Annotated in this window: 6 protein-coding genes; 3 read left to right on the top strand and 3 right to left on the bottom strand. The window is 68.1% G+C overall.

What is annotated here, in order from left to right:
- Window positions 1–2: 2 nt before the first annotated feature.
- The 3 genes from CFW40_RS01855 to CFW40_RS01845 all read right to left on the bottom strand — a co-directional run bounded on the left by CFW40_RS01855 (window position 3) and on the right by CFW40_RS01845 (window position 11,407).
- Window positions 3–5,447 (bottom strand): type I polyketide synthase, encoded by a 5,445-nt coding sequence (locus CFW40_RS01855; protein WP_088796074.1) that lies wholly within the window; start codon window positions 5,445–5,447, stop codon window positions 3–5.
- A 17-nt stretch (window positions 5,448–5,464) separates the two neighbouring features.
- Window positions 5,465–9,766, bottom strand: coding sequence for a type I polyketide synthase (locus tag CFW40_RS01850; protein WP_088796073.1), 4,302 nt, complete (start codon window positions 9,764–9,766; stop codon window positions 5,465–5,467).
- A 696-nt stretch (window positions 9,767–10,462) separates the two neighbouring features.
- The gene (locus tag CFW40_RS01845) at window positions 10,463–11,407 is read right to left on the bottom strand and encodes a LysR family transcriptional regulator (protein WP_088796072.1); all 945 of its coding nucleotides are present in this window, start codon (window positions 11,405–11,407) and stop codon (window positions 10,463–10,465) included.
- Window positions 11,408–11,605: 198 nt separating this feature from the next.
- Here CFW40_RS01845 and CFW40_RS01840 point away from each other — a divergent pair, with 198 nt between their 5' ends.
- The 3 genes from CFW40_RS01840 to CFW40_RS01835 all read left to right on the top strand — a co-directional run bounded on the left by CFW40_RS01840 (window position 11,606) and on the right by CFW40_RS01835 (window position 13,789).
- Entirely contained in the window at window positions 11,606–12,598 is a 993-nt protein-coding gene (locus tag CFW40_RS01840) for a S9 family peptidase (RefSeq protein WP_088796071.1), read from the top strand.
- A gap of 16 nt (window positions 12,599–12,614) precedes the next feature.
- Entirely contained in the window at window positions 12,615–12,791 is a 177-nt protein-coding gene (locus CFW40_RS35975) for a hypothetical protein (RefSeq protein ID WP_176956605.1), read from the top strand.
- A 110-nt stretch (window positions 12,792–12,901) separates the two neighbouring features.
- A complete protein-coding gene (locus tag CFW40_RS01835) occupies window positions 12,902–13,789 on the top strand; it encodes a DUF4184 family protein (RefSeq protein ID WP_088796070.1) in 888 nt (295 codons plus the stop codon).
- Window positions 13,790–13,934 lie beyond the last annotated feature (145 nt).

The following is a 13,934-nucleotide window of genomic DNA, read 5'->3' as shown; positions in this document are numbered from 1 at the left end:
GGCTACTTCGCGTCCTCTCCTGCTGAGAGGCCTTCAAGCGCGTCCTCGGCGAGATCGAGCATCTCGTCGATGGTCGACACGTCCAGGTCGGCGTCGGCGTCGTCGGATTGTTCGGGCAGCCAGGCCGCGGCCAGCTCTCTCAGCCGGCGGACCAAGGCTTCGTGCCGGGCGTCACCGGGCGGCGTGCGCCGCAGTTCGGCCTCGACCTCGTCCAGCCCGTCCCTGGTGGGGCTGTTCTGGCTCTCCAGTATCCCGGCGAGCAGGTGCTCGGCGAGCGCCGACGTCGTCGCGTAGGTGAAGACCACAGTGGTCGGCAATCGCAGACCGGTCGCAGTGACCAGACGATTGCGCAGCTCCACGGCGGTCAGCGAATCGAATCCCAGGTCCATGAAGGCCCGTTCCGGATCGATCGCCGCCGCGTCGTCATGGCCCAGGACGGCAGCCACCTCCGCCTGGACGAGTTCGTTCAGCGCCGGCCCCCGCTCGGATTCGGGAAGCGCCGCCAGCCGTGCTGCCGACCAGCGCTGGTCGGGCTCGGCCGCGGTGCGACGCGTGGGCACCCGTATCAAGCCCTGGAGTACGGAAGGAACACCGAGGTGTCCCGCCTGGGCACGTAGCGACGAGAGGTTCAGCTTGATCGGCAGAACCGCGGGGGCGTCCAACGCCCGCGCGAGATCGAACAGGGCCAGACCCTCCGCGGTGGACAGCTCCGTGACGCCGGCACGTTCCAACCGCCGCACGTCCGTGTCACCGAGGTGTGCGGTCATGCCGGTGCGCTGGGCCCAGAACCCCCAGGCCAGGGCCATTCCGGGCAGCCCCTCCTCGCGTCGGCGCAGTACCAGGGCATCCAGCACCGCGTTGGCGGCGGCGTAGTTGCCCTGGCCCGGTCCGCCGAACACGGCTGAGGCGGAGGAGAAAAGGATGAAGTCCGCCAGGTCGAGCCCCTGGGTGAGCGTGTGCAGGTTGAGCGCCCCGTCCACCTTGGGTGCCAGCACCGCCGACACCTGTGCGGGAGTCATGTCCGTGATCAGGGCATCATCAAGGACACCAGCGGCGTGTACGACAGCGGTCAGCGGATGCGCTCCGGGCACTGCCGCCAGCACCTCGGCCAACGCCTCCTTGTCCGCCGCGTCGCAGGCCACGATGGACGCCTCGGCACCCAACTCCCGCAACTCCGCCGTCAGCTCTTCGGCGCCTTCCGCGCGCGGGCCGCCGCGGCTCAGGAGAAGCAGGTGCCGGACGCCGGACCCGGTCACCAAGTGGCGTGCGAGCTCAGCGCCCAGCACACCGGTACCACCGGTGATCAGCACGGTTCCCTCCGGGTTCCATGCCCTGCCGGTCCGACCGCTCGCGCCCGTCCTGACCAGCCTGGGTACGAACAGCTCTCCCTCGCGCACTGCCACCTGCGGCTCGCCGGATTTCACCGCGGCGGGCAACTGCTGGTAGTCCTCGTAGGTGTTGTTGGCCTCGACCACGACAATCCGGTCACCGTGCTCGGACTGGGCGGAGCGCACCAGCCCCCACACACCGGCGGCCGGGAGCGCCGACGTCCGGCCGGTGAGGAGCACCAGCCGGGCATCGGCGAACCGCTCGTCGGACAGCCAGGTCTGCAGGAGGTCCAGCGTGTGCAGTACGGCGGCTCGCACGGCCACCGCGTCGTCGGATTCCCGCAGAGGGACGGGGACGACCACGACGCCAGGTGCGGCATGGCCGGCGCCGATGTGCTCGGCCAACTCCTCGAACGTCTCATAGGAGCCGTCGGCCACCCCGGTGTCCACCAGCGCGCCGGACTGCGGTTCCACGCTGCCGACGACGGCCCATGGTCCGGTGTCCTGCATCAGCTCGCGGACGCCGAGCTTCGCCCACTCCACCTGGAACAGCGAGTGCTCCCCGGCGGACCGCAGGAGGTCGAGTTGCTTGGCGGGTGCCTTCCGTACCAGCAGGGAATCCACCGACAGTACGGGCCGCCCGGCCGCGTCCCTCGCCACCAGCGCCACGGCGTCGGCGCCCTGCGCGGTCAGCTGGACGCGCAGCGAGGTGGCACCGGTCGCGTAGAGCGAGACGCCGTTCCATGAGAAGGGAAGCATGATCTGGCCCGAATCCGAGCCCGTATTCAGCAGCCCGCCTGCCACCGCCGCCTGAACCGCCGCGTCGAGCAGGGCCGGGTGCGACTGGTACGCGTCCGTCTCCGGCAGGCACTGCTCGGGGAGCTCCACCTCGGCCAGGACGGTTTCGCCGTTTCGCCACACCGACCGAAGCCCCTGGAACGCGGGACCGTAGTGGAAGTCGTCGGCTGCCAGCCGTTCGTACAGGCCCGCAATGTCGACCGCCTCCGAGCCGGAGGGCGGCCACGCGGCGTTGTCGACGGCGACGTTCTCCGTACCGGCCGACAACGTTCCGACCGCGTGCCGTGTCCATCCTTGCTCGGTGTCGGCGCGACGGGAATGGAAGCTGACCGAGCGGCGCCCGTCGTCGCCGGACGCGCCGATCACGAACTGGATGTGCACCTCCTTGTCCTCGGGCAGCACGAGCGGCGTCTCGAACGCCAACTCTTCGATCCGGTCACAGCCTGCTTCCTCGGCCGCGTAGAGCGCCATCTCGACGAACGCGGTTCCCGGCAGCAGCACGGTTCCCAGCACGGCATGGTCGTTCAGCCAGGAATGCTCACTTCCGGACAGGGTTCCGGAAAACACCAGCCCGCCTTCGGGCTGCGCCAGTGTGACGACATCGGTCAGCAGCGGATGGCCTGTCGAAGCGTCCTTCGGCGACACGTTTTCGAGCCAGTAGTGGTCGTGTTGGAAGGGGTAGGTGGGGAGTTGGATGCGTTGGGCGGCGTGGTCGGTGAAGGCGGTGTGCCAGTCGATGTCGACTCCGTGGACGTGGGCTTCGCTCAGTGAGGTGAGGAAGCGGTCGATGTCTCCGTCGTCGCGTCGTAGGGAGCTCAGTGTGATGGCGGGGGAGTGGGAGTGGTCTTCGAAGGTGTCCTGCAGGCCGATGCCGAGGACGGGGTGTGCGCTGATTTCGATGAAGGTGTCGCGTCCGTCGTCGATGAGGCGTCGGGTGACGTCTTCGAAGCGGACGGTCTGGCGCAGGTTTTGGACCCAGTAGCGGGCGTTGAGCTCAGTGGTGTCGATGGGTGTGCCGGTCACTGTGGAGTAGAAGGGGACGGGGGCGGAGGTGGGGTGCAGGTCGGTGAGTGCGGTGGTCAGGTCCTGTTCGATGGCGTCGACGTGGGCGGAGTGGGAGGCGTAGTCGACGGCGACGATGCGGGCGTGTGTGCCTTCGTCGGTGCGTGCGGCGACGAAGTTTTCGACGGCGTTGACGTCGCCGGAGATGACTACTGATCGTGGGCCGTTGACGGCGGCGACCGACAGTCCTTCCAGGCCGGTGAGGTGTTCGCGGACCTCGTCGAGCGGCAGGGATATGGAGGCCATGGCGCCGGAGCCGGCCAGTTTGTCGCGGATGAGCTGGCTGCGCAGTGCGACCACGCGGGCGCCGTCGTCGAGGGAGAGTGCGCCTGCGACACAGGCTGCTGCGATTTCGCCTTGGGAGTGTCCGGCCACCGCGGAGGGGGTGACGCCCATGGACTGCCACAGTCCTGCGAGGGAGACCATCACGGCCCATGACGCGGGCTGGACCACATCGACCCGTTCCAGCATTGAGGCGTCGCCGAGGACTTCGGACAGGGACCAGTCCACGAATGGGGCGAGTGCCTGCTCGCACTGTGCCATCGATGCCGCGAAGACCGGGGAGGACTTGATCAGGTCTTGTCCCATGCCCACCCATTGCGCGCCCTGTCCCGGGAAGACGAAGACGACCTCACGGTGTGCGACGGCTGTCCCTTCGGCTACCCATGTGGTGAGGTCGCCGTCCATGGCCATGGCGCGGTGCTCGAAGTGGGCGCGCCCGACGGCGAGGGTGTATCCGATGTCGGCGGGGTCGAGTTCGGGATGGGCGTCCAGGTGGGCGCGCAGGCGGCTGGTTTGGTCGCGCAGTGCGTCCGCCGTGCGGCCGGACAGCAGCCATGGCACCACACCACCGCCGCTCTTGCGGGTGGGCGGCGTTACGGGCGGGGCTTGTTCGAGGATGACGTGTGCGTTGGTCCCGGAGACGCCGAAGGACGAGACTCCCGCACGGCGTAGGCGGCCGGATTCGGGCCATGCCCGTGCGGCCGTGACGAGTTCGACGCCTTCGCCCCACTGCGCATGCGGGGAAGGCGTGTCCACGTGCAGGGATGCCGGGACCACGCCGTGCTGCATCGCCTGCACCATTTTGATCACGCCGGCGACGCCCGCGGCGGCCTGGGTGTGGCCGAGGTTCGATTTCACCGACCCGAGCAGCAACGGGGCACCGGACCGCTGTCGGCCGTAGGTTTCTGCCAGGGCGCCGACCTCGATCGGATCGCCCAGCTTCGTCCCCGTGCCGTGTCCTTCCACCACGTCCACGTCACCGGGCGTCAGGCCGGCGCTCGACAGTGCCTGGCGTACCACTCGCTCCTGGGCGCGTCCGCTGGGCGCGGTCAGTCCGTTGGATGCGCCGTCCTGGTTCACCGCGGAGCCCCGAACCACCGCGAGCACCCGATGCCCATGCCGCACCGCATCGGACAACCGCTCCACCACCAGCACACCGACACCCTCAGCAAACCCGGTCCCGTCGGCAGCCGCGGCGTAGGACTTGCATCTGCCGTCCGGGGCGAGGCCGCGCTGTCGGCTGAACTCCACGAACCGTGAGGGCGAGGACATGACGGTGACTCCGCCGACCAAGGCCAGGGAGGTCTCACCGGAGCGCAACGACTGCACCGCCCAGTGCAGCGCCACCAAGGACGACGAACACGCCGTGTCCACCGTCACCGCGGGCCCCTCGAAGCCCAGTGCATACGACACCCGACCGGACAGGACACTGGCGGCGCTTCCGGTTCCCAACTGCGCCTCCAGCGCGGCGGGGTAGCGGTTCAGCCTGGAGGCGTAGTCCTGCCCGTTGGACCCGATGAACAGGCTGGTGTCGCTTTCCCGCAGTGTGAAGGGGTCGATCCCTGCGTCTTCGATGGCTTCCCAGGACGTTTCCAGCAGCAGCCGCTGCTGCGGGTCCATCGCCAACGCCTCCCGCGGAGAGATGCCGAAGAACTCCGGATCAAAGTTCTTGGAATCCGCCAAGAACCCTCCGTGCCGGGTATAGCTCGACCCCGCTTTTTCGCTATCGGGGTTGAACAGTGTGTCGATGTCCCAGCATCGGTCCTCCGGAAACCCGGATACTGCGTCCCGTTCGGAGATCACCAGGTTCCACAAGTCAGCAGGGCCGGCCACCCCACCGGGGTAATGGCAAGCCATTCCCACGACCGCCACCGGCTCACGAATGTTCTCGGCAAGCTCGCGATTTCGTTGTCGTAGACGTTCGCTTTCCTTCACAGAGGCGCGTAGTGCGTTGATGAGCTGCTGTTCAGACATCATTACCCCAGGCTCGTGACTCAGATATCGCCGACTTGGTGTGCCATCTCGATGAGTGCGGCGAGATCAGCTGAATCAGCATCAGCGCCGGCTGCCGCAGGTTCATCCGGCGCGTGTTCAGGTTCGCTGGACGGGGAGGAAACCGGGAACAGCTCGTCACACAGTTTCCGCGCCATCGCCTCAGCGGTGGAGTACTCGAAGGCGAAGGTGGTCGGTAGCCGCAGGCCCGTAGCGGCATTCAGTTTGTTGCGGAGCTGTACGGCCTCCATGGAGCCGAGGCCGAGTTCGGTGAATGCCGTCCTGGCGCCGATCTCTTCCGAGCTCTCCTTGTATCCCAGGACAGCAGCGGCGTGTGTGCGGACAAGGTCCACAAGGGCGCGGATTTTTGCGTTCGCGGAGAGATTGGCCAGCCGGTGTCGGAGAGATGTGTCATCCGGCCTGGTCACCTGCCGAGCGCGCACTTTCCGGACCGATTCGGCATGTTCGGCAGTTCCCAATTTCTCAGCGGATATCGGCCGCAGTACCAAGGACTCCACCGACGCCACGGGACGGCCTGTGGTCTGCGTAATGCTCAAGGACAGAGTGTCCGGCTGCCGCCTTGAGATCCTGCACCGCAATACGGAGGCTCCCGGCTCGTACAACGACACCCCCGTCCAGGCGAAAGGCATCCGAATCTGTTGCGCTTCCTGGTTCAGTTCAGCGACCAACAGGGACTGGAGGAGCGCGTCCAGTAGCGCCGGGTGCAGGAGAAAAGCGCCAGACCCACCGACATCTGGTCCGGGCAGCGCGACTTCGGCGAACACGTCCTCATCGCTGCGCCACGCTGCGCGAAGACACTGGAATGCCGGACCGTAGTCGTAACCGCGTCCGACCAGGCCTTCATAGGCGCCACTCAGGTCGAGAGCGGTGGCATCCGTCGGCGGCCACTCCTCCACTGCGGTGGTGGACTTGCCGGCGTCCTGCGTGGATGCCTTCACCATGCTGCCGACCGCATGCCGCACCCAGCCCGTCCCGCTTTGGGAATGCACGCTCACCGCTCGCCTGCCGTCCGCGTCCGGTGCGGACAGGGCGACCTGGAATTTGACCCTGGCGCCCTTGCGGAACACCAGCGGCGCCTCCAGGGTCAGTTCCTCGATATGGTCCGCCCCGACTTCCGCACCCGCCCGAAACGCCAGCTCCAGCCATGCCGATGCGGGCAAGATCATGACGCCACCGACTATGTGGTCGGCAATCCAGGGATGAGTGCTTTCGGAGAGGCAGCCCGTGAGGAGAAGACCATCCGTCTGCGCCAGTTCTACCAGCGCGTTTGCCAGGATGTGGTGGAGCGCTTCCTGTCCCGCAGCATCGACATCCGGCCTGCGACTCATGTTTTCGAGCCAGTAGTGGTCGTGTTGGAAGGGGTAGGTGGGGAGTTGGATGCGTTGGGCGGCGTGGTCGGTGAAGGCGGTGTGCCAGTCGATGTCGACTCCGTGGACGTGGGCTTCGCTCAGTGAGGTGAGGAAGCGGTCGATGTCTCCGTCGTCGCGTCGTAGGGAGCTCAGTGTGATGGCGGGGGAGTGGGAGTGGTCTTCGAAGGTGTCCTGCAGGCCGATGCCGAGGACGGGGTGTGCGCTGATTTCGATGAAGGTGTCGCGTCCGTCGTCGATGAGGCGTCGGGTGACGTCTTCGAAGCGGACGGTCTGGCGCAGGTTTTGGACCCAGTAGCGGGCGTTGAGCTCAGTGGTGTCGATGGGTGTGCCGGTCACTGTGGAGTAGAAGGGGACGGGGGCGGAGGTGGGGTGCAGGTCGGTGAGTGCGGTGGTCAGGTCCTGTTCGATGGTGTCGACGTGGGCGGAGTGGGAGGCGTAGTCGACGGCGACGATGCGGGCGTGTGTGCCTTCGTCGGTGCGTGCGGCGACGAAGTTTTCGACGGCGTTGACGTCGCCGGAGATGACTACTGATCGTGGGCCGTTGACGGCGGCGACCGACAGTCCTTCCAGGCCGGTGAGGTGTTCGCGGACCTCGTCGAGCGGCAGGGATATGGAGGCCATGGCGCCGGAGCCGGCCAGTTTGTCGCGGATGAGCTGGCTGCGCAGTGCGACCACGCGGGCGCCGTCTTCCAAGGAGAGTGCGCCTGCGACACAGGCTGCTGCGATTTCGCCTTGGGAATGGCCGGCCACCGCGGAGGGGGTGACGCCCATGGACTGCCACAGTCCTGCGAGGGAGACCATCACGGCCCATGACGCGGGCTGGACCACATCGACCCGTTCCAGCATTGAGGCGTCGCCGAGGACTTCGGACAGGGACCAGTCCACGAATGGGGCGAGTGCCTGCTCGCACTGTGCCATCGATGCCGCGAAGACCGGGGAGGACTTGATCAGGTCTTGTCCCATGCCCACCCATTGCGCGCCCTGTCCCGGGAAGACGAAGACGACCTCACGGTGTGCGACGGCTGTCCCTTCGGCTACCCATGTGGTGAGGTCGCCGTCCATGGCCATGGCGCGGTGCTCGAAGTGGGCGCGCCCGACGGCGAGGGTGTATCCGATGTCGGCGGGGTCGAGCTCGGGATGGGCGTCCAGGTGGGCGCGCAGGCGGTCGGTCTGGTCGCGCAGTGCGTCCGCCGTGCGGCCGGACAGCAGCCATGGCACCACACCACCGCCGCTCTTGCGGGTGGGCGGCGTTACGGGCGGGGCTTGTTCGAGGATGACGTGTGCGTTGGTCCCTGAGACGCCGAAGGACGAGACTCCCGCACGGCGTAGGCGGTCGGATGCGGGCCATGCCCGTGCGGCCGTGACGAGTTCGACGCCTTCGCCCCACTGCGCATGCGGGGAAGGCGTGTCCACGTGCAGGGAAGCGGGCACTACACCGTGCTGCATCGCCTGCACCATCTTGATCACGCCCGCCACGCCCGCGGCGGCCTGGGTGTGGCCGAGGTTCGATTTCACCGACCCGAGCAGCAACGGCGCACCGGACCGCTGTCGGCCATACGTCTCCGCCAGGGCGCCGACCTCGATCGGATCGCCCAACCGCGTCCCCGTGCCGTGTCCTTCCACCACGTCCACGTCACCGGGCGTCAGGCCGGCACTCGACAGCGCCTGGCGTACCACTCGCTCCTGGGCGCGTCCGCTGGGCGCGGTCAGTCCGTTGGATGCGCCGTCCTGGTTCACCGCGGAGCCCCGAACCACCGCGAGCACCCGATGCCCATGCCGCACCGCATCGGACAACCGCTCCACCACCAGCACACCGACACCCTCAGCAAACCCAGTGCCATCAGCGCTACCGGCATACGAACGGCACCGGCCGTCCGCAGACAGCCCCCGCTGCCTGCTGAATTCCACGAAGGTTGCCGGATGGGACATGACGGTGACACCGCCGGCCAAGGCCAGGGAGGTCTCACCGGAGCGCAACGACTGCACCGCCCAGTGCAGCGCCACCAAGGACGACGAACACGCCGTGTCCACCGTCACCGCGGGCCCCTCGAGCCCCAGCACATACGACACCCGACCGGACAGGACTCCGCCGGATTTTCCCGTGGTCAAGTGCCCTTCGAGCTCTCCGGGGGCCTGGTCGACCTTCGACGCATAATCGTGGTACATCAATCCGGCGAACACGGCGGAATTGGTACCGCGGAGTGCACGTGGATTTATCCCGGCAGATTCGATGGCTTCCCAGGACGTTTCCAGCAGCAACCGTTGCTGCGGGTCCATCGCCAACGCCTCATGCGGTGAGATGCCGAAAAAGCGCGGATCGAATTCCGCTGCCCCCTCCAGGAAACCTCCCCGCTTGGTGTAGCTGGTACCTGCGTGATCGGGGTCCTCGTTGTAGAGCGCGGCTACGTCCCATCCGCGATCGGTGGGAAATTCCGTGGTGGCGTCCTTGCCGGCAGATATCAGATCCCATAGACCCTCGGCCGACCGCACGCCCCCGGGGTAGCGGCATGCCATCCCCACGATGGCGATGGGATCGTTGACGGATACCTCGCCCTCTTGCGCGGGACTTTCCTGCAACGAGTGTGATGCGGCCGGAGTTTCCGTGGTAGCTTCACCGCCGGTCAGCGTGAAGAGATACTCAGCCAAAGCCAGTGGGGTGGGGTAGTCGAAGGCCACGGTGTCAGGCAACGAAAGGTTGGTGACATCATTCAGCCGGTTGCACAACTGGACGGCAGCGATGGAGTCGAAGCCGGCGTCCTTGAACGACTGATCCACCTTGACCATGTTCGGCTGCACATAAACGAGCACCTGAGCCACCTGGTCGCGAACCAGGTCGACCACAGAGTTGAGATCCGGGAAGCGTCGTATGGCGGAGGAGTCCTCGGCCGGGCTGGGAAAATAATCCTGATTCACCTGAGCACCTCATCGAAAACATTGATGTCACCCCGGCATTGCGGGGCGAGGGAATCCGTGGTGATGACACCTTCAACATGACCCGGATGACAACAAGTTGTCCGTTGCCGAGTCATGGACTTGTCTGCGAGGACGGTGCCTTCGGTATGGTGTTCGCGGATACATGCGGTCAAGGTGTGACGGGAGCAGCGCGACTGCGGTAGGCGCCGAATTCACTGAAAGGCCCCCGTCCCCCTCCGGCAACTACTTCAAGCCCCCATCGTCACCAACAGCTGAGTCCGACGACCCTGGCCCTGCGGGTCAGGGCTGGTCAGGTCGGTTTTCGCGTGGCGCCCAGGCTTCCGGTAACTAACTCCAGCGTCAGATTCATCTCGATTGATCGACGATATTGGGTTCGATTGCTCCCGCGGTTCACAGTTATTTGCAGGCGCCTGAATACGTTTTCTCAAATTATCAATATCTGTCGCGGCTTGCCATCATCAACATTGACGGTTTCTGTCCCGGGCGTGGCCGCCGCAGGGCTGCCGAGACGCTGCGGTGCCCGGCCCCCCGGGGCCCCGGCCCGGACGGTGGCGGGGCGAGCACACGCTCGCTGCCGTGGCGGTCTGCTCGTCGTCTTCGCGCAGGTGGAGGGCCACGGACAGCGCGGACTCGTCGGTGACGCCCGGGCCGGCGCTGGCCTTGCCTTCGAGTGAGTCAGTCTCGTCCGGGCTCGGGGCCGCTCATGGGTGGTTCAGGCAGCCAGTCGCGGGTGGGTGCGTACTCCAGCCATCGGCTTCGTCCTGCTTCCTCCGTGCAGGCGGCGGCGAGGCCGTTCAGTCCCGGGTGTCCGTTTCCGGAGCGCCACAGCAGCGACCAGGCGTACAGCGGCGTGGGCTCGACCAGCGGGACGGCGCGCAATCCGGGGACGTCCGGCAGCGGCACATCGGCAGGCACCAGCGAGAAGCGTCGCGGCTCTTCCGTCACTTCGGCGAGGAAGCGGTCGAGCCCGAGGTTGACGCTCGTGGCCGTATTCCGGATGCCGAACCGGTCGGCGAACCGGTGGAGGAAGTCGAGCCGGTCCAGCGCGCCGGGTGCCCACAGCAGGCTGTCGCGCAATTGGTCCGGCCGGAGAGACGGTTCGGCCGCGAGCGGATGCTCATCGCTCAGTACGGCGTCCACCGGTTCGAGGCGGACAACGCGGTGTGCCAGGACCGCGGGCAGCGGGGGGTGGACCCGGCCGAAAGCCGCATCGATGTCGCCGTGCAGCAGGGCCGTCGTCACCGACGGCAGGTCGCGCCCGTGCCCCAGTGCCAGTTCCCCGGCCCGTCCGGCAACCTGGGCCAGCGTCCGCATCGGCGCGTAGAGGTGCCCCCAGACGTCTACACGCAGCGGACGTTCCTTCCCGCGCACCGCCGAGACCGCGGCGTCGGCGGCGGCCACGGTCTGCCGGGCCAGCGGGAGAAAACGCTGTCCGGCCTCGGTGAGGCGGACCCCGTTGCCGCCGCGCTGGAACAGCGCGGTGCCGAGCAGGGATTCCAGCCGCGCGATCCTCTTGGACAGCGCCTGCTGGGAGATGGCGAGCGTCCCGGCCGCCCGGCCGAAGTGCAGTTCCTCGGCGGTGCGCACAAAGGCACGTACCTGCGCCACGTCGAGATCCATGGCCCCACCATAGGTGACAACCAAAAGTTGTCGGCCTTGCTCGTGCGTTGTTGGATCGCGGGGCGGCCATGGGGGTTGCATCCTCTCCATGCAAAGACCGACTCCCACTCCCGGACCGGCACAGACCGCCGGCACCTTGGCCGCCCCTCGAGAGCGCCGGATACGTGGCAAGGCCGTGCCGCTGACCGGGGGAGCGCGATGAGCGCCACCGAGTTCGTCGCCGCCCAGTGGACACGCGCCACCGGTGCAGGCGTGGATCCTCACGAGTACCGCCGTGTCACCGAGGGCTTCACCTCCGTCGCCGACTGGGGGCCGTCCTTCCATCGCACGGGGCACGGCTACCTTCAGCGCGCGGCGGACGCGGGATCATCCCGCTCGGCGGGGGAGTACCTGCTGGTGGCGGCCCGGTGGTTCCACCTGGCCACGCTGGCGCCGTACGCGGAAGCGCACCGTGCCGCCGTCGAGGCGGACCACGCCCTGAGCAGAGCTCTCACCGTGCTGGAGCCCGGCGCGCGACGGGTGAGCGGCGAGGGGTTCACCGGCTGGCTGCGTGGCCCCGCCGACGCGCCGGGGATCGTGATCGTCGTCCCCGGCCTGGACTCGGCCAAGGAGGAGTTCCTTGATCTGGTGTCCGCGCTGCTGGCCAGGGGGCTGGCGGTGTTCGCGATGGACGGTCCCGGACAGGGCGTGCTCGCGGCCACCACCACCTTTGTGCCGGACTACGAACGGGTCGTGGGCCGGGCCATCGATGCCCTCGGCGCCGCCCGCATCGGGCTCGTCGGCCTGAGTCTGGGCGGCTATTTCGCGGCCCGGACCGCGGCGCTTGAACCCCGCGTGGCGGCTGCCGCCACCGTCAGTGGCCCCTTCCGCCTCGAATGGGAGGAACTGCCCGCGCAGGTAAGGGAGATCATGGCCCGGCGCGCCGGAGGCGCCGACGCCGCCCACGCGTTCGCACGCCAGGTGGACCTCGCCGCCCTGGCACCCCGTATCGCGGCCCCGCTGCTGGTCGTGGACGGTGACCAGGACGTCATCCCCGGCGTGACGAACGGCAAGCCCCTGGCCCGGCTGGCACCGCACGGCACCTACCTGTCCGTCCCGCACGGCGACCACCTCCTCGGTAACGCGCGCCCCGACTGGCTGCCCCACCTCAGCGACCACATCGCGCACACCCTGACGGGAACGCCGGTATGAACTGCTGTGCGCAACCGTGCCCGAGATCGTCGGCGAGACCGGCGAGGTGCCGGCCGGGGTGCCCAGTCGTGAGAGCGCCGACGAGATCATCGTCAAGAGCAGCATCGACATGGCGGTTTGCGACATCGCGGTGGGCAACGCGATCATGCACCGCGCACTGGAGCGCGGAGTCGGGGTGCGGCTTCCGCTCTGACCTCCGGGCGGTGGCGGCGGGCGCGGAGCAGGACGGCGCCTCTGCCGCAACCGCTGCCACCCCCATCGAACCCACCCTCACCATGACCGGAATCAATCAAGGAGAGGCGCATGCCCTTCACACTCAGCCATGCCGCCGCCGTGCTCCCTGTGCTCCGGCGGACCGGCACGGCACGTGGTCCGCTGGTCGCCTCGGCGCTCGTGGCAGGGTCGTTCGCCCCGGACATGACGTACTACGCCGACAGTCTGATCCCGGGTGCCATGGCCTTCGGTGAGGTCACCCACGCGCCGTCGGGGGCGCTGACCGTGGATGTGCTGGTCACCGTGGCCCTGGTCGGCGGCTGGCTGCTGGTGCGCGAGCCGCTGATCGCTTTGCTGCCCCGGGCGTGGCAGAGCCCGGTCCACACCCTCGTCCGCGGCCGGCTCCGGCGGCCCCGGGGCCTTCGCCAACTCCTCACCGCGGCGGCGTGGTTCGTGGTCTCCGCGGTGCTCGGGGCGACGACGCATGTCGTCTGGGACGCCTTCACCCACCCGGGCCGCTGGGGCACCCGGCTGGTGCCCGGCCTGGACCAGGTGGTGGGCGGCCTGCCCGTTTACACCTTCGTGCAGTACGGCACTTCGGCGCTCGCGGCGGCGGCGCTCGGGTGGTTCGGGTGGTCGGCCCTGCGGGGGCGGGGCGGTGGCGCCCGCGGCGGCGTGGCGTCCGGGGACGCTGCGTCCGGGACGGCCGCGATACCGGTGCTGACCGTACGGCTGCGGCTGCTGCTGACGGCCCCGGTCGTGCTGTGCGTACTGGCCGGCGCCGTGCACCGGGTGGTGCGGGCGTACGCCGTTCTGGGGCCCACGGTGCACTGGCTCGGCTACCTCCCGACCGTGCTCTTCGGCGCGGGGGCGGGCCTCATTCTGGGGCTGGTGCTCTACGGGGCGGCCGCGCGGCTGGTACACCGCCGTACCTGCCGCACCGGGACAGCCCGCGACGGCGCCACGGGGCACGGATGACCAGACATGGTGTCGGTCGTGCCGGCAGTTCGCACCGCGCCGGCCGAACGCCGAACGAGGAGGACGACGACTTCTCCCCGGACTGATCGCGCGGCGGGAACTCTGCAGGAGATCGGCCCGACTACTGAAGCAGGTAACGGAGGTT

Origin of the sequence: Streptomyces sp. 2114.4, from assembly GCF_900187385.1 — a bacterium.
Taxonomy (GTDB): domain Bacteria; phylum Actinomycetota; class Actinomycetes; order Streptomycetales; family Streptomycetaceae; genus Streptomyces; species Streptomyces mooreae.
Note: the sequence above shows the minus strand (reverse complement) of the source record. Positions and strands in the feature narration are given on the sequence as shown.